General features: G+C 41.0%; 1 protein-coding gene (running past one end of the window). It reads left to right on the forward strand.

Annotated elements, in window-relative coordinates:
• On the forward strand, positions 1 to 20,698 hold the 5' portion of the coding sequence (locus tag EO122_RS05600; protein WP_127009744.1) for a YadA-like family protein. It continues 7,811 nt past the right edge of the window; 20,698 of the gene's 28,509 nt are visible here — the first part of the coding sequence; the start codon lies at positions 1 to 3; the stop codon falls past the right edge of the window.

Raw genomic sequence — 20,698 nt, forward strand, 5'->3', positions numbered from 1 at the left:
ATGAAATCGAGCCAAATATTTTTAGAATGTGAACGCTTTCTGAAACGAGCATTAAAAGACAAAGGCCAGTATACCAAAGGGGCTGTTATTGCATTCTTGATTACAGGTGGCATTGGAGTTAGTGTGCCTAGTACAGTGCATGCGGTAATTCCGCCTGCTTTATTGGGGTTAGCATTTGAACAAGCTGGCAGGGCAAAAGGTGACCTGTATAGTACTGATACTAATGTGATAACTGAGAAAATTTTAAATAAAACACCAGGTGAGTTGAATCTTACGATACGTGATTTGTATAGTTTGTTCTATCATACACCGCTGGCAACAAAGTCAACTGACTTCTATGGAACGCAAGACCCAAACAATCCAAAGAGTAAACCATTGAACGTAAACCGTGGGTATGTGACCTATGAAGGAGCCAATATTACAGGTGGTGAAAATACCTTTGTTCGAGGTTCTGGAGCAATAGCACTAGGTGGTGCTTCAAAAGCTGACGGAACGGGTACCGTTGCGATTGGTCAATACTCAGATGCCTCATCTAAGATAAACGGATATGATAGCCAAAGTGGATATACATACGCACCTGGGATTTCAGATAATGTAGCGATTGGTTTTAGATCTGAATCTCATGCTGATTATACTGTTGCACTAGGTGCTAAAGCGGCAGCTAATGAATCGGGTAGTAATGCTCTTGGATATAATACACAAGCTACAGGTAAATCATCTCTAGCTATTGGTTATAATACATTTGCGAATACAAAGGCGAGTGCAACTAATAATTTAGAGAGTACAATTAAAGGCCTTACTGGCTCTCTTAGTCCTGAATCCATTACACAAGTCAATGAATATTATGCTAAATTGGCAGATTTTGTAGAGGCTCAAAAAAATTATGACGCGGCCGTTGCAGCGAAGGATACTGCTAATATACAAAAGTACTCTAATCAGGTGAGACAATATAGAAACGAGGTAAGCGCTAAAAAGACGGCGCTAGATAAAATTCCTGGTGTTAAAGATCTTATTAACTCTACAGGCGTTGAGAGTAATGACACAGAGTTAAAAAAAGCTCTTGAAACAGTAGGCGGCGTTTCTAATCTCATTAATAAATCTTTGAATGAAGGACTTGGAACAAACCTTAAAAATGACCCTAATAAAGCGGCTGAAAAATTAAACCTAGGTGTTCATAAAGATCATATTGCAAATCCTGCAGATCCTGCGAACGATTTTAGAGAGATTACTGCTAAAGATGGTGATAATGCAATAGCTATTGGTAACTATACATCAGCTACAGGGAATGCAAGTATTGCACAAGGGGTAGGCGCTTATACGAAAGCAGATGCAAGTATTGCTATGGGTTCGTTGGCATATGTTGCTAAAAACGCAGACCAATCTATTGCTGTTGGTACTGGGGCTCAATCGCATGCGGCAAATTCTGTTGCATTAGGGGTTCGTACCTCGACATATGGAGCAGGCGATGTAGCCATTGGTAACAGATCAACAGTATTAGGTGATGCATCCGTAGGCATTGGTTTTAATACCACTGTATTATCCAGTAGCGGTACCGCAATCGGTAAAACTAGCCGTATTGGGGGAGATTCTACACGGTCTATTTCAATAGGTGAACAAGCAAATGTTGGGAATAATGCGTCTAACAGTATTGCAATAGGGTATGATACCAATGTCAGTGATGGATCTAAAAACTCAATAGCTCTAGGGTCACAAGCAAAAGCTCTAGCAGAAAATAGTATGTCGTTTGGTTATAATGCTAATTCTGGGTTGGGCGCCGCTAACAGTATTACGATTGGTAATGAGGCTAACAACTATGCATCTAATGCTCTAGTATTGGGTACATCAGCAGGAGTTTCTACAGGCTCTGATGGAGGCATTTCTATTGGTAAAAGCTCTCATGTAACAGGCGTGAATACGATTGCATTAGGTACAAAAGCAAGTGTTACGGGTACAAATTCAATTGTTATTGGTAATAATGCTACAGGTGGTACTAGTGCTAAGGGCGTAGATAGTGCGGTTGTTATTGGTGAAAATGCCAAGGCTTCAAATAGTAACTCTATCGTACTAGGACATAACTCTACTGATAAATATGAAGGATCTACACCGAAATTAAAACCGGGTGTCAAACCATATGACGATTTACCACCAGAAGAAAAGTATGTATATAATGCCGATGGATCCGTCGTTTTAGAATATAAAAAAGATGCTATGGAGGTTCCTTCCTATTTACCACGTAATTCTGAGTTAGGAAAAACGTTAGCAGGCTTAGATAAGCAGGGGCTTGGTGTGGTGTCCGTAGGCGGTGGCGAAGTTGAGATTACTAACGCAGAAGGAAATAAAGTAACGGTACCTACTCTCCGCCGTATTACCAATGTGGCACCAGGTGCATTAGATACAGATGTAGTAACAGTAGCGCAATTACGTGCATGGCGTGATACAGATCCTCATTTCTTGTCTGTGAATAATATAGAAAAATTAAATGAACGTTCCACTGCAGAGGTCGGTTTAGCTGCGGATGGCGACACTATTGAAAATCGTAATTCGAACTATCAAAATGATCAAGCCTTAGCTTTGCAGAGTATGGCCTTAGGCAAATATGCAAAAGTTGATAATAAAGCACTTTCAGCAATTGCTATTGGTACAGGATCTGGTGCATATGGTCAATATTCTATCGGGCTTGGTTCGACTGTGTATGCTGGTGGGCAACAATCCATTGCGATAGGTTCAGTTGCGAAATCTCGTGGACAGAACTCTATAGCGATGGGGTTAAACGCTGAGGCTGTTGGCAAAGACGCCATGTCAGTAGGTGCATTATCTAATGCAAGACAAGAGGGGGCGTTAGCCCTAGGCGCTAATGCCGATGCGAGAAAAATGGAATCTATTGCTTTCGGACGAACAGCCTATGCTAATGCTACAAGTGGTATTGCTATCGGTAAAGCTGCAAAAATCGGCTTAGATATCGATGATAAAGGTAAAGATATTCCAGATGGCACTTGGACAGGAACCCGTACGGTTGCCATCGGTGACTCTTCACAAGCAAGAAGAGATCAAGATGTCGCTATCGGCTATAATACCGAGGCAAAAGCTGGAGATGGTGTAGCCATTGGCTCTGTGGCAAAAACAAATGGGGAAAACTCAATCGCTATCGGTTCTAATGCAAAAGTAGAAGTTGTAGATGGCAAACGAAGTGGAACTAATAGTATTGCTATGGGTCGTTATGCGAAAGCCTTAGAAAAAGAAGTTATTGCTATCGGTACGGAGTCTAAAGCAACAGCTGACAGCGGTGTTGCCATTGGTAAAAGCGCTCAAGTTTCAAGCTCCAACAGCGTTGCCTTAGGTAGAGAAGCAAAGGCTCAAGGTGGTAATAGTATTGCTATCGGTTATCAAGCTAGCACTGAATTAGATGGAACTAATAACTGGCAAGCTGTGGCTGTTGGTCAAGGTGCTAAGGCAAAACATCAAAATACAACAGCTCTAGGCGGATATGCACAAGCCTATGGTCAACATTCTACGGCAGTCGGTGTAAATGCTGCTGTTCAAAAAAGTGCAACAGGTGGTGCCGCTTTTGGTAAAGATGCCGCTGTATCTGCTGTGAATGGACTTGCATTAGGCTATGGCGCGAGTGCAACTACAGCAGGTTCCGTAGCACTTGGTTCTGAATCCGTAGCAGGAGCAGCAGCAGGCACAAAAGGATGGGACCCAGCTGCAGGCCGTGTGAATAATCATACAACTGCTGTATCTGGTGCGGCAGCCTCTTTGTCTGGCTTGGGATCTGTTTCTATCGGTGCTAGTGGTAAAGAGCGACAAATTACAAATTTAGCAGCAGGTTCAAATGATACAGATGCGGTAAACGTAGCTCAATTGAAAGCTGTGAACTTGCAAATTGCTGGTAATACTACAGCAACGGCAGGTGCTGACGTACGTTTGCATAACCAAACATTAAATGTAGTAGGCGATGGTACCTATCTAACATCGAATGCGGCTGGTAATACAATCACTATGGATTTGACGCAGTCTATAAAAAATAAAATCAATAGTATATTTGTTACTAGCTTTACAGGTGATCAAGGGTCTAAAGTAACACCAACCGCAACTAGTAATACCGTGAACGTAACGGGTAAAAAATTTACAACTAATTCTGAGCCTAATTCTATATGGGCAGATGGTGGCGTTCGTTATGAAACTGGTAATATAGGTACTTTCACTACAGGAAATACAGTTGCTATTGGAATGCGCCCTGAATTAAAATCGAAAAGCTTTACTGCTTATAAATATGACGGCAATAATCAAACTGGAGAAGCAGGTCCATCCATTTCTTACAATGGCATCAACATGAATGATAAGCCAATCACTAACCTTCAAGCAGGACAAAACCCTAATGATGCAGTGAATAAATCTCAATTAGATGCCATTACATGGAATTTAGGGGCTAAGGGTGCTGATGGTAATATCAACCGAGTGGCGCCAAGTGATGATGCGAATAAACGTGTTGACTTAGTAGGAACTGGAGGTATTTCTGTAACGGCTAATGGTAGCACAGTAACGATTAGTGGTAGCAAAATTTTAGATGCTATGCCAGTAGTGTACACAGATGCAGCAGGCAATCGTGTGTATAAACATACAGATGGCAAGTTCTATACAACGGAAAATCCTGTAGCTGGTAAAGATAAACCAGTAACAAATGTACAAGCTAGTCTAGTGAATACAAGTCCTGCAACGGGAAAAACCGATACTACAACTCCGACTGTATTTAAAAATGTAGGGTCTGTCATCGAAAACCAAGGTGTAACTGGTAATACAGCTCCAACATTCACGGACCGTTTAAATGTGGCAGCTACGAATAACCCTAATGCGGCTGTTAATGTAAAAGATTTGAACAGCACTGTGGCTGATTTAAAAAATAAAGAACTACATATTACGCCAATGGAGTATACTCCTGATACAAATGGCGATGTTACTATGTTATATTCCGATGGTAATGGAAGCGTTGTACCTAATACAACAGCGACTATCAAAGGTGTAGCGAAAAACGACTTATCTAACATTACAGATGCAGGTAAAAAAGTTATCACTGGTCTAGGCACAACAGTTACTGCTGGTAAAAATATTACGGTAACTGCAACTACAGATGACAAAACAGGTCAAAAATCCTATGCCATAGCTGCTGCAGACCAAGTAGAATCTGTTGTAAAAGCAACTGCAGCTACTGATGACGAAAACATTGCAGAAGTAAAACCAGTGACTGGCGCTCAAGATGCAGCTAACACAAAATATGGTGTAGGCGTATCTAAGAAAAAAGTAGCCGAAATCGCTCAAGGTGCAGTGGAAGTAAAACCTGCTGATGGCTCAGATAATGTTCATGTAACACCAGATACAACTACAACTGGTAAAACGATTTACAAAGTATCTGTAGATAAAACGAAGTTAGATACAGGTGTTAATACAACTATAACAGGCGCAGGTACACCAGCTAATCCATACAAAGTCAATGTACAAGGCGATTTAAATAAAATTACTTCCATTACAAATGAAGCAGGTAATGGTAAAGTAGCCTTCGGTACAGATGGCGTAAGTACTTTCAGTAGCGGAACTACTGGAGATAAAACGGTAACGATCAATGGCAAAGAAGGCAAAGTTGTTGTTGGCAATGGCGGAAGCCCTGTTACCATTGACGGCAGTGCAGGTCATGTGACTGGCTTGCAAAATACAGAGTGGACTGTAGGTACGACAACACCAGTATCTGGTCGTGCAGCTACGGAAGACCAATTGAAGCATGTTAGCGATGCCGTTGCTGGTAAAGCTGATAAAACTGCATTATGGGACTTAGGGGTTATGAAAAATGGAGCCTCTGAAAAAGTGGTTCCTGCAGATGTAACAAATGATAATAAACGCATCAACTTACAAGGTAAAGGTAATGTTACGGTTACTGCAACTGGCAATACGATTACTATTGAAGGGGAAAACCAAAATGGTATTGTTGTATACACCGATGCACAAGGTAATCGTTTGTATAAACGTGAAGATGGCAAATTCTATAAAACGAAAGAACCTGTGGCTGGTGAACGTGGTGTACTAGCTAATCAAGTACAATCTCGCCTAGTGAATGCGAATGGAGATAGCACTACATCACCAACGGTGCTTAATAATGTAAAATCTGCGATTCAAGCGCAAGGAGTGGGACCGGATAATCTATCCCCAACATTCTTCGACCGTTTGGAAGCGGCTGCAAAATCGACTAATAACCCTAATGCTGCGGTCAATGTAAGTGACCTTAAATCTGTAGTAGACGGGGGTATGAAATACGGAGCTAATATCTCCGAAGCTACTGGCGGTGCTAACCCTGTTACAAATAAATTAGGTAGTACTGTGGTTATCAAAGGTGGTGCTACCGAAACGGATGGTACTAATTTTGATGGAACCAACGTATTAACGACGATACAACAAGATGATGGCAATACGACTGTTAACATTAAATTGAAACGTGACTTGGGTAATATCAAATCTATCACAAATGCTGCAGGTAATGGTAAAGTAGCCTTCGATGCGGATGGTGTCACTACTTTCACAAGTGGTGCAACAACAGGTGATAAACCTGTTACCATCGATGGTAAGTTAGGTAAAGTTGTGGCTGGTACTGGTGATACGGCGGTTACATTGGATGGCGCAGCAGGTCAAGTGCTAGCATCTGGTATCCGTATTGGTAACCAAACGGCAACACCAACAGCTGATGGTGCGGCACCGGCTGCAGGACAACCGACTGGCCCTGCTGGTAATTTCATTACTGGACTTGGCAATACAACTTGGAATATCCAAAACCCAGCGTACGTAAGTGGCCGTGCTGCTACAGAAGATCAGTTGAAAGTTCTGAATACGGAATTAAATAAGAAATCCTCTACAGATTATCGATTGATTGCTAATCCAAATACTAATGATGGCGCATATACTGTAAGTAATGCAGGTGAAATTGATTTAACTGTAAAAGACGAGATAACAAAAGCTACTAATACCGTTAAGTTGAAAGATATTGCATCCAAAACTGCTTTAGACGCATTGGTAGACCGTAGTATCACATTAGGTGGGGATAGTAACTCTGCTACTGATAAACAAACATTAGCTAACGATGTGAAATTCAACATTACAGGTGATAATAACTACATTACAACTAACGCTAGTGGATCTAATGTAAAACTTACTTTCAACGATAGCGCATTAGCGAAAAAAGCTGATCTATGGAAGTTATCTGCTAATGGTGCAGAAGTGCCAGTAAAGAATGGTGTGGTTGACCTAGCAAAAGGCGATAACATCAACATTACTAGCGAAGCTGGTAAAGTAACTATTTCTGCTACTGGATTAGCGAAAGAAGACTTGTCCAATATCACGGATGCTGGCAAGAAAAAAATCACTGATTTAGGAACAGAAATTACAGCAGGCGAACGTATTACAGTAGGAGAACCTACCGTAGATGCTAAAACAGGTAAGAAAACATATACTATTAATGCAGATAAACAAGTAGAATCTGTTGTGAAAGCAACGTTGACTGATACAAGTGATGAAAATATCGCAGAAGTAACTGTTGTAGAAGGTACAAAAGATACGGCGAATGCAAAATATGGCGTAGCTGTATCTAAAAAAGCAGTAGAGAATATTGCTAAAGGTAAAGATATTTCTATCGCAAATAAAGAGTATGAAGTAACTGGCACTGAAGGTAAAGTTGAATTAACTTACGTAGATGGCAATGGTAATGCTGTTGCAGACCGTAAAGCAACGATCAAAGGCGTGGCGAAAAATAACTTGGACAACATTACGGATGATGGTAAAAAGGTAATCACTGGTTTAGGAACAAAAATCCAAGCCGGAGATGGTATTTCTATTGGAGAGCCAACTAAAGATGCTACAACTGGCCAAACTACATATACTATTTCTGCTGCAAAAACTAAATTAGTAGATGGTACAAATACAACGGTAGGTGGTACGGGTACAGAAGCTGATCCATATAAAGTTAATGTAAAAGGCGACTTAGGTAACATTACTTCTATTACGAATGAAACTGGATCTGGCAAAGTGACATTCGATAACAATGGTGTTGTGAAAGTAGATGGAGATCATCCAGTATCTATCGATGGCAAACAAGGTCAAATTACTGGCTTACAAAATACAACCCTAACTGCCGCAGATTTTGCTAAGGCTAATCGTGCAGCTACGGAAGAACAATTAAAAGAGGTAAAAGACATTGCTGATGCAGCGTCTACAACAGATTATCGTTTAATTGCAAATCCAGTAGAAGGTAGCAATGGTGCGTATAAAGTAGATAACGGAACCATTTCTTTAAAAGTTAAAAATACTAAACAAGCTGATAGTACTCCTGAAACAATTACGATCAACGATGTGGCATCCAAAGAAGCATTAGATACTGTAAAAGCAAATCAATGGGATTTGGCAGTAAAATCAGGTACTACTATCACGAATGTAACTCCACAACCTGGCGCAAAACCAACAGATAACAAACGAATTGCTATCGAAGGTGCTGATGGTGTTGAAGTAACTCAAACAGATGGTGTGATCAAAATCAGTGCACCAAGAGGTACAGATAACGATACGATCACAACTGTGAAATCTAGCGATGGTACAATTTCTGTTGATAATGTAGATGGAAATACACATGCATATGATATAAAAGTCAATGCTCAAAAACTGGGAGAAGCGCAAGCCTTAATTTTCGTAGATGACAAAGGTAAACAAGTATTCAAACAACCTGATGGTACTTTCAAAAATGCAGATGGCACTAAGTATGAAGGCACTGTACATACAAAAGTAAATACAGTAGCGCCTCAACGTGTAGACAACGTTGGTTCTGCAATTGACGGAGCAAAAGTAACTACTGATGCAGGTCAAGAAAAACCAAATGCAACCTACTTAGAAAAACTAGAAGTTGCAGTGAAAGACCCTGTAACAGGAAAAGCAGCGGTTAACGTTTCTGACCTTAAGAAGACATCCGATGCAAGTATTGCTAAAGCAGTGGAAGATTCCACAAACAAAGGCATGAAATACGCAGGGGATAACTACAAAGCAGCAGAAGGTACAACAGCTGAGCAAAATGGTATCACTAAGAAATTAGGAGAACAATTGCAAATCCTTGGCGGTGCGCAAGGAACATTGACCGAAAACAACATCGGCGTTAATGCTGTCGGTGGCAAGTTGAAAGTCCAATTAGCAGAATCTTTAACAGGTATCAATTCCATTGCAGGTAAAGGTACAAGCCCATTAACAATTTCCAATGGTGGTACAACATTGACTATCAATGCACCAGAAGGAACAAAACCTGGCACAATTTCCGTGGGTGGTGCAAAAGTTACTGGTGTGGCAAATGGTGAAGCAGAAACAGATGCTGTTAACGTGAGCCAATTGAAAGCAGTAGCAAGCAAAGAACTTCACATCAAACCAACAACAGATAAAGAAACATATACTGTAGATGAAAATGGTGATGTAACATTAACCTACGTAAATGGTAACGGTGAGACAGTAGCTAATACAAAAGCAGTCATCTCTGGAGTAGCGAAAAATGACTTGTCCAACATCACAGATGGTGGTAAAAAAGTTATCACTGGCTTAGGAACAGAAATTACAGCAGGCGAACGTGTTACAGTAGGAGCACCTACCGAAGACCCTAAAACAGGTAAGAAAACATATACTATTTCTGCAGATAAACAAGTGGAATCTGTTACTAAAGCAGATGCTGAAACTGGTGATGAAAATATCGCTACTGTAACAATGATGGATGGTACAACAGATAAAACAGCCAATGCTCGTTATGGTGTAGGCGTGTCTAAAAAAGCAGTAGCTAATATCGCTAAAGATGCTATTGGAGTAACAAGTGGTTCAGACAATGTTACTGTTACACCAGATACAACTACTACACCTGGTAAAACGATTTACAAAGTATCCGTAGCTAAAACAAAATTAGCAGCTGGTACAAATACAAATGTTGAAGGTGAAGGTACAGAAGCTAAGCCATACAAAGTTAATGTAGCAGGCAATTTAACTCAAATTACATCCATTACTAATACAGATGGCACTGGCAAATTGACATTCGATAACAATGGTGTTGTGAAAGTAGATGGAGATCATCCAGTATCTATCGATGGCAAACAAGGTCAAATTACTGGCTTACAAAATACAACCCTAACTGCCGCAGATTTTGCTAAGGCTAATCGTGCAGCTACGGAAGAACAATTAAAAGCGGTAAAAGACATTGCTGATGCAGCGTCTACAACAGATTATCGTTTAATTGCAAATCCAGTAGAAGGTAGCAATGGTGCGTATAAAGTAGATAACGGAACCATTTCTTTAAAAGTTAAAAATACTAAACAAGCTGATAGTACTCCTGAAACGATTACTATTAACGATGTGGCATCAAAAGAAGCATTAGATACTGTAAAAGCAAATCAATGGGATTTAGCAGTTAGCAATGGTACTGTTACAAATAAAGTAGAACCACAAGCAACTGGCACAGAAGGCGAAAACAAACGTATCGTCTTAAAAGGTGAAGATGGTGTTACTGTTAAGCAAAAAAATGGTGTCATTACAATCGGTGCTCAAAAAGGCATAGATAACGATACGATCACAACTGTGAAATCTAGCGATGGTACAATTTCTGTTGGTACTGTAGATGGAAATACACATGCATATGATGTGAAAGTCAATGCTCAAAAACTTGGAGAAGCGCAAGCTTTAATCTTCGTAGATGACAAAGGTAAACAAGTATTTAAACAACTAGATGGTACTTTCAAAAATGCAGATGGCACTAAGTATGAAGGCACTGTACATACGAAAGTAAATACAGCAGCACCGCAACGTGTAGACAACGTTGGTTCTGCAATTGACGGAGCAAAAGTAACTACTGATGCAGGTCAAGAAAAACCAAATGCAACCTACTTAGAAAAACTAGAAGTTGCAGCAAAAGATCCTGTAACAGGAAAAGCAGCAGTTAATGTATCTGACTTAAAACAAGCATCCGATGCAAGTATCGCTAAAGCAGTCACTGATGCTACAAACAAAGGCATGAAATATGCTGGGGATAACTACAAAGCGGCGACTGCTACAGAAGCTGAGCAAAATGGTATCACTAAGAAATTAGGAGAACAATTGCAAATCCTTGGCGGTGCGAAAGGCACATTGACTAACAACAACATCGGCGTTATTGCAGAAGACGGCGCGTTGAAAGTCAAATTAGCAGAATCTTTAACAGGCATCAATTCCATTGCGGGTAAAGGTACAAGCCCATTAACAATTTCCAATGGTGGTACAACATTGACTATCAATGCACCAGAAGGAACAAAACCTGGCACAATCTCCGTTGGTGGTGCAAAAATCACTGATGTGGCAGAAGGTACGGATCCTAAGGATGCGGTTAATGTATCTCAATTAACAAAATCTGTAGCTGACTTGAAAGCAAACCTTGGTTGGTACGCAACTTCTGATGTGGTAGATGGTGGTGAACAAGCCACAGGTTCTAACCCAACATCCGAACATGTTACAAACGATAATGAAGTAGCTTTCATCGCTGGTAAAAACTTAAAAATCAAACAAGATGGCAGAAACTTCACATATAGCCTAAACGATTCTATTACTAAGTTGTCGAAAGTAGAAGTGACAAAAGATGGAGAAGGCACGACGACTATTACTCCTGGTAAAGTGACAACTACTGACGGTACAACAACGACGGTAACAGGTCCAGAGGGCATCACAATTAAGCCGTCCGCAGGTACGACAACAACAGTTTCCTTGACGAAAGATGGCTTAGATAATGGCGGTAATAAAATTACCAATGTATCTAAAGGCGTAGGTGATTCTGATGCTGTTAACGTAAAACAATTGAACGATGAAGTTGGCAAAGCGAAAACAACTGTAACGGTTAATAATGAAGGTAAAGATGCAAACAAAAATCTTTCCTTAACTACAACTGCAGCAACTGATGGACATACTAACTATGATGTTCGTTTAGCGGACAAAGTGACATTAGGCACTGAAACAGCTAAACAAGTGACAATGGATGGTACAGCTGGTACTATCACAGCGGGCACTGGCACTAACATTGTGAAAGTTGATGGATCTAAAGGTCAATTGACAGCGGCAGGCGTTGTCGTAGGTAACCAAACGCTGAATCCAATTGCGGCGAAACCAACAGATGGTGTAACTCCAGCAGCCGAAACTGGCAACTATATAACAGGTCTTGGTAACACAACATGGAATGTAACTAACCCAACCTATGTATCTGGACGTGCAGCGACAGAAGATCAGTTGAAAGCAGTTAACGACGAAGTGAACAACAAAGCAGATAAAACTGCATTGTGGGACTTGGCGGTTAAAAAAGATGGTGTTACTACCAATGTAACTCCACAAGCTGGTGCACAAGCAACAGATAACAAACGAATTACTATCGAAGGTAAAGATGGTGTTAACGTAGAAAATAGCAATGGTGTTATTACAATCAGTGCACCAAAAGGCACAGATAATGATACGATTACAACTGTGGAATCTACTGATAAAACTGTTGATGTAACAAAAGTAGGCAACAATGAACATGCTTATAACTTGGCAGTGAATAAGCAAGCTGTAGTAGATGGTGCTCAATTACCTGTTGTATATACAACAAAAGATGGTAAAAAAGTGACTATCGACAAAGATGGTAAATTCCATACGGTAGATAATCCTACGGTAGAAGTAAAACCAGAAGACGTAGAAACACGTATTCAATCTGCTGCAAAAAATACAACAGCTGGAGATACAATCCTTAATAACGTAGGCTCTGCGATTGCAAATACAAAAGTTCCAGAAGGTACAGGAACTAAACAAAATCCATCATTCTTAGAACGTTTGGAAGAAGCTGCAAAATCGACAAACCATCCAAATGCAGCGGTTAATGTATCTGACCTTAAAAATACAGCTGATGCAGTGATTGGAAAAGTAACAGATACAGGCATGAAATACGGTGCGAACCTTCCTGCGACAGCTGGTGGAAAAGATGTTGTCACAAACAAACTTGGCTCTACAGTGAAGATTGTGGGTACTGCTAATTTAAAAAATGCTACTGATGCAGACAAACAATACGATGGTAACAACGTAATCACAACAGTTAGTCAAGATGCTACTGGCGACACTACTGTGACTGTGAAGTTGAATAAAGATTTAACATCTAAATCCTTAACAACAAATACAGTAACTGTGAAAGGCGAACCAGGCGCTAACGGTCAAGACGGCAAAGATGCAGTCGTGACTGTAGGTGAAAAAGGTGAACCAGGTGCTGAAGGTAAAGAAGGTAAACCAGGTTCTAACGGTACTATTGGCGTGAACGGTAAAGATGGTTCTGCGGTTGTGATCAACGGTAAAGATGGCACAATTGGCTTAACTGGTCCTAAAGGTGCTGACGGACAACCAGGCAAATCTATCAAAATTGGTATGAAAGATGGCTACGATGGTGCAGACGGTACAGATGGTGTTCCAGGCGTTCGTGGTGCGAAAGGTGTTGACGGCAAAGATGGTATCACTCGTATCGTATATACAGAAGGCGGTAAAGAACATCAAGTAGCTACGATGGATGACGGCTTACAATTTACTGGTAATAACTCTGACACTGTGAACAAACATCGCTTGAACACATTGGTGAACGTCGTTGGTGAAGGTGTGACTAAGGAAGCTGCGAAAACATTTGAGTCTGCTACTGGTAACATCTTAGTAGATGCTGATGGCAAAACAACATTAACTGTAAAAATGAACAAAAACCTTGCTAACATCAGCAGCATTACTAATGGTGCAAACTCTGGCAAAGTTGAGTTCCAAGACAATGGTGTAACTACTTTCAGTAGCGGTAACAACGGCGCTGGCGGTACAGACAAAGTTGTGACTATTAACGGTAAAGAAGGTACTGTTAATGCAACGACTAAGGTAATAGCAGCAGGCATTGTAGTAGGCAACCAAACGTTAAATCCAATTGTGGCGAACCCAACAGATGGTGTAACTCCAGCAGCCGAAACTGGCAACTATGTAACAGGTCTTGGTAACACAACATGGACTGTGGCTAACCCAACTTATGTATCTGGTCGTGCAGCGACAGAAGATCAGTTGAAAGTAGTTAACGAGGAAGTGAACAACAAAGCAGATAAAACTGCATTGTGGGACTTGGCGGTTAACAATGGAACAACGACGGATAAAGTAGATCCAAAATCTACGAACGTAGCAGGTGAAAATAAACGTATTACTATCCAAGGTAGTGGTGCCGTTAAAGTAACGCAAAAAGATGGTGTTATTACCATCGGTGCTGAAAAAGGCGCAGATAATGATACCATTACGACAGTGACATCTACAGATGAAAGTGTATTGACTGCCGAGGACACACCATCAAATGGTAACCATGCATACGCTTTAACAATCAACAAACAAGCTGTAGTTAACGGTGCTCAATTACCTGTTGTATATACAACAAAAGATGGTAAAAAAGTGACTATCGACAAAGATGGTAAATTCCATACGGTAGATAATTCTACGGTAGAGGTAAAACCAGAAGATGTAGAAACACGTATTCAATCTGCTGCCAAAGATACAACAAAAGGAGATACAATCCTTAATAACGTAGGCTCTGCGATTGCCAATACAAAAGTTCCAGAAGGTGCAGGAACTAAACAAAATCCATCATTCTTAGAACGTTTGGAAGAAGCTGCAAAATCGACAAACCATCCAAATGCAGCGGTTAATGTATCTGACCTTAAAAATACAGCTGATGCAGTGATTGGAAAAGTAACAGATACAGGCATGAAATACGGTGCGAACCTTCCTGCCACAGCAGGTGGAAATAATGTTGTTACTAACAAACTTGGCTCTATTGTGAATATCGTAGGTACGGCAGACGTAGCGAATGCGACAGAAGCAGATAAGCAATATGACGGCAACAACGTAGTAACATCTATTGCTCAAGATACTGACGGCAACACAACAGTCACTGTGAAGTTGAACAAAGATTTAACATCTAAATCCTTAACAACAAATACAGTAACTGTGAAAGGCGAACCAGGCGCTAACGGTCAAGACGGCAAAGATGCAGTAGTGACTGTGGGTGAAAAAGGTGAAAAAGGTGCCGAAGGCAAACCAGGTAAAGATGGTTCTAACGGTACTATCGGTGTAAATGGTAAAGACGGCTCTGCAGTTGTCATCAACGGTAAAGATGGCTCTATCGGATTGAACGGTAAAGATGGTAAGAACGGTCTTTCCATTAAAGGTGACAAAGGTGTAGTCGGTGTAGACGGTACAGATGGCGCTAATGGCAAAGACGGCATGACTCGTATCGTATATGAAACGAAACATACAGATCCTAAAACAGGCACAGAAACAACTGTGACACATCAAGTAGCTACGATGGATGATGGCTTACGTTTCACTGGTAACAATTCCGGTACAGAAAACAAACATAAGCTAAATACATTAGTAAACATCGTTGGTGAAGGTGTAACTAAGGAAGCAGTTAACACATTTGAGTCTGCTACTGGTAACATCTTAGTACAAGCCGATGGCAACTCCACATTGACTGTAAAAATGAACAAAAACCTTGCTAACATCAGCAGCATTACTAATGGTGCAAACTCTGGTAAAGTTGAGTTCGGTGCTAACGGCGTAACTACTTTCAGTAGTGGTGCAGCAACTGGTGATAAAGTTGTTACAATCAACGGTAAAGAAGGTACTGTTAATGCAACGACTAACGTAACAGCAGGTGGTGTGGTAGTAGGTAAACAATCTGTCACTCCAAGTACAACTGGCGTAGCTCCTACAACAGGTGCGACACCAACAGAAGGTAACTTTGTAACTGGTTTAGATAACAAAGAATGGAATGTAGCAAGTCCTAGCTATGTATCTGGTCGTGCAGCAACGGAAGATCAATTGAAAAAAATCTCCGATGCCATTACGGCTAAATCTGGTAGCGACTATCGTTTGGTGGTAAATCCAGCAGCTGGTTCTGAAGGTAAATACACAGTAGGCGATGACAATACTGTTAAGTTAACAGTAGAAGATGCTGCGGATGCTAATCATAAAACTGAAGTTACTATTGCAGGCATTGCTAAATCTAGTGATTTGTCAGACTTGAAATCCAAGGTAGACAACACCATTGCTCTGGGCGATGATACGGCAACTGGGTCAACAGCTGCTAAATCCTTAAAAGATGGTAACGTGAAATTCAACATCAAAGGTGATGGCAAATACATCAGTACAGCTGCTAAGGACGATGATGTAACGGTATCCTTGAACACGAAACAAGTGGCGCAAGACCAAGCCTTGATTTACGTAGATAACACTGGTAAGCAAGTATTCAAACAACCAGATGGCACTTTCAAAGATGCAGATGGCAATAAGTATGAAGGTGATGTTCATACGAAAGTAAACACGCCAAATCCTAAACGTGTAGACAACGTAGGTTCTGCTGTTGATACAGCTGTGGTGAAAGATGCTGCCGGAGCAGTTAAAAACGATGCAACGTATTGGGAAAAATTAGATAAAGCCAACACAGACACACCAAACGCTGCGGTTAACGTATCTGACCTTAAGAAAAACTCTGATGCAGTGATTGGAAAAGTGACAGATACTGGAATGAAATACGGCGCTAATCTTGCTGCAACAGCTGACGGTAAGAAGGTTGTCACAAACAAACTTGGCTCGACTGTACATATCTTAGGCTCTTCCAATGCTACATCTGATGAAGGTTACAATGATGAAAACGTAGTGACTACCATCGGTCAAGCTACTAATGGTGACACAACAGTGACTGTGAAGCTGAAAAAAGATTTAAAATCTGAATCCTTAACAACGAATACAGTGATTGTAAAAGGCGAACCAGGTGGCAATGGTCAAAGCAAAGATGCTGTAGTGACTGTTGGTGAAAAAGGTGAACCAGGCGCAGATGGCCAAGATGGTAAACCAGGTTCTGACGGTACTATCGGCGTGAATGGTAAAGACGGTGCCTCTGTTATCATCAAAGGTAAAGATGGCACAATCGGCTTAACTGGTCCTAAAGGTGCAGATGGTCAACCAGGCAAATCCATCAATATTGGTGTAAAACCTGGCTATGATCATGACAATGATGATAATACTCCAGATGTACGTGGTAAATATGGTGTAGACGGTTCTGATGGTAAGGACGGTATCAACCGTATTGTATATACAACAAAAGTTATCGACCCTACTACAAACACAGAAAAAGAAGTGGAACACCAAGTAGCGACTATGGACGACGGCATGAAATATGGCGGCGACAACTATAAACCAGCTACCGATGCAGCAGCTGAACAAAATGTAATCGCTAAGAAATTGAACAACCGTTTAGACATCGTTGGTGGCGCAGACAAAGATAAATTGACTGACAAGAACATCGGTGTCAATGCAGAAGGTGGTAAGTTAAAAGTTCAATTAGCTAGCGATTTAACAGGCATCAATTCCATCACTGGCAAAGGGACAAGCCCATTAACTATTTCTAATGGTGGTACAACTATCACGGTGAATGGATCAACGACAAAAGATGTGAATGGTGTGGCGACTCCAGTACCAGGTAATATCTCTGTTGGTGGCGTACAAATTAAAGGCGTAGCTGACGGTACAGAGGATACAGATGCTGTTAACCTAAGCCAATTGAAAAAAGTTGTGGCATCAAATGGTTCTACTGAAAAAGTGAAAGCTTCTACAGCAGACAATAATATTGCTACTGTGACTCAAAGTGATAATGCAGCATACGGTTTACCTAACAATGAATACGTAGTGTCTGTAACGAAAGAGGCTGTAGCGAATGTAGCGAAAGATACAGTGGTTGTGGAATCTGCCTCTGCGAATGTAACTGTAACGCCAGACAAAACAGCAACTGGTAAGGTGACTTATAAAGTAGCTGTGAAAGAAAGCAACTTGGCGAATGGTACGAATACAACAGTATCTGGCACAGGTACACAAGATGACCCATATAAAGTGAACGTAGAAGGGGCTATCACTAAGATTACATCCATCACTAACGAAGCAGGTAATGGCAAAGTTGAGTTCGGTGCTGACGGTGTAACTACTTTCAGTAGTGGCAACAATGGTGCTGGTGGTACAGACAAAGTTGTTACTATCAACGGTAAAGACGGCAAGGTAACGACTGGAGAATCTGTTCTTGATACAACAGGCTTGACTGTAAAAGATGGCACTAAGGAAACGACGGTGTCTAAGGCAGGTACTGTTGTCAAAGAAGGTGCTAATGAATCTAAAGTGACTAGTACAGGTGCTACTTTCACAGATGGTACGAAGACAACTAGCGTGGCACCGACAGTAGTTCGTGTGAACGGTACGAATGGTGCAAATGGTACAGTGACTGACGGTGTAGTGATTGGTAAACAATCTGTCACTCCAGTAGAAACTGTCCCTACAGCAGGTAAGGTTATCACTCCGGAAGAAGGAAACTACATCACTGGTTTGGATAACAAAGCTTGGGATGTAACAAATCCAACATTTGTATCTGGCAGAGCAGCTACAGAAGATCAATTGAAATCTGCCACTACTGGTTTAGTGGACAAAGGTTTAGTCTTTGATGCAAACACTGGTGGAGCGAAAACAAATAAACTTGGCTCTACTGTGAAAATCCAAGGCACTGCGGAAATTCCAGCAGGTGCTACGGATGCTGATAAAAACTATGATGGTAAAAACGTATTAACATCCATTGAACAAGATACGGCTACTGGTAACACAACAGTCACTGTGAAGTTGAACAAAGATTTAACATCTAAATCCTTAACAACAAATACAGTAACTGTAAAAGGTGACCCTGGCACTAACGGTCAAGACGGCAAAGATGCAGTAGTGACTGTAGGTGAAAAAGGTGCAGATGGTAAACCAGGTTCTAACGGTACTATCGGCGTGAATGGTAAAAACGGCTCTGCAGTTGTGATCAACGGTAAAGACGGCACAATCGGCTTAACTGGTCCTAAAGGTGCTGACGGACAACCAGGCAAATCCATTAACATTGGCATGAAAGATGGCTATAACACAGATGGAGCAAATGGCGTTCGTGGTGAAAAAGGTGTGGACGGCCAAGACGGCATCACTCGTATCGTATACACAGAAGGCGGTAAAGAACATCAAGTAGCTACGATGGACGACGGCTTACGTTTCACTGGTAACAATTCCGGTACAGAAAACAAACATAAGCTAAATACATTAGTGAACATCGTTGGTGAAGGTGTTACAAAAGAACAAGTAGATGGATTCCAATCTGCAAGTGGCAATATCTTAGTACAAGCAGATGGCAACTCCACATTGACTGTAAAAATGAACAAAAACCTTGCTAACATCAGCAGCATTACTAATGGTGCAAACTCTGGCAAAGTTGAGTTCAAAGACAATGGTGTAACTACTTTCAGTAGTGGCAACAACGGCACTGGTGGTACAGATAAAGTTGTAACTATCAACGGCAAAGATGGTACTGTTAATGCAATGACTAACGTAACAGCAGGTGGTGTGGTAGTAGGTAAACAATCTGTCAGTCCAAGTACAACTGGTGTAGCTCCTACAACTGGTGGTATACCAACAGAAGGCAACTTCGTAACAGGTCTTGCAAATAAAGATTGGAATGTAGCAACTCCAACATTTGTATCTGGTCGTGCAGCGACAGAAGATCAGTTGAAAAAAATCTCCGAAGCTATTACGGCTAAATCTGGCAGTGACTATCGTTTAGTGGCAAATCCAGCAACTGGATCTGATGGTAAATACACAGCAGATAATGATGGTAATATTAGCTTAACTGTACAAGATGCAGCAAATCCGAATAGTACAAATACAGTCACTATTACAGATGTAGCTAAAAAATCTGATTTAGATATTGTAAAAGGTCAAGTAGGAAATACAATTTCTCTTGGCGATGATACAACTGGTACAACAACGGCTAAATCCTTAACAGCTGGTGATGTGAAGTTCAACATCAAGGGTGATACAAACTACATCAGTACAGCTGCTAATGGCGATGATGTAACCGTATCCTTGAACACGAAACAAGTGGCGCAAGATCAAGCCTTGATTTACGTAGATAACGCTGGTAACCAAGTATTCAAACAACCTGATGGCACTTTCAAAAATGCAGATGGTACAACGTATGCTGGTGATGTTCATACGAAAGTAAACACGCCAGATCCTAAACGTGTAGATAACGTAGGTTCTGCTATTGACGGAGTAAAAGTAACTACTGCGGAAGGTCAAGAAAAACCAAATGCAACCTACTTAGAAAAACTAGAAGTTGCGGCGAAAGACCCTGTAACAGGAAAATCTGCAGTTAACGTATCTGACCTTAAAAATGCTTCTGATGCAAGTATTGCTAAAGCAGTTACTGATGCTACAGATAAAGGCATGAAATACGGTGCGAACCTTTCTGCTAAAGAAGGTGGAGAGAAGGTTGTCAAAAACAAACTTGGCACTACTGTACATATCTTAGGCTCTTCCAATGCCACATCTGATGAAGGTTACAACGATGAAAACGTAGTAACAACTATCGGTCAAGATGCAGCAACTGGTGATACAACTGTCACAGTGAAGTTGAAAAAAGATTTAAAATCTGAATCCTTAACAACGAACACAGTGATTGTAAAAGGTGAACCAGGTGGTAATGGTCAAACCAAAGATGCGGTAGTGACTGTCGGCGAAAAAGGTG

The sequence above is a fragment of the Veillonella sp. CHU110 genome, assembly GCF_003992255.1.
Lineage (GTDB): Bacteria > Bacillota > Negativicutes > Veillonellales > Veillonellaceae > F0422.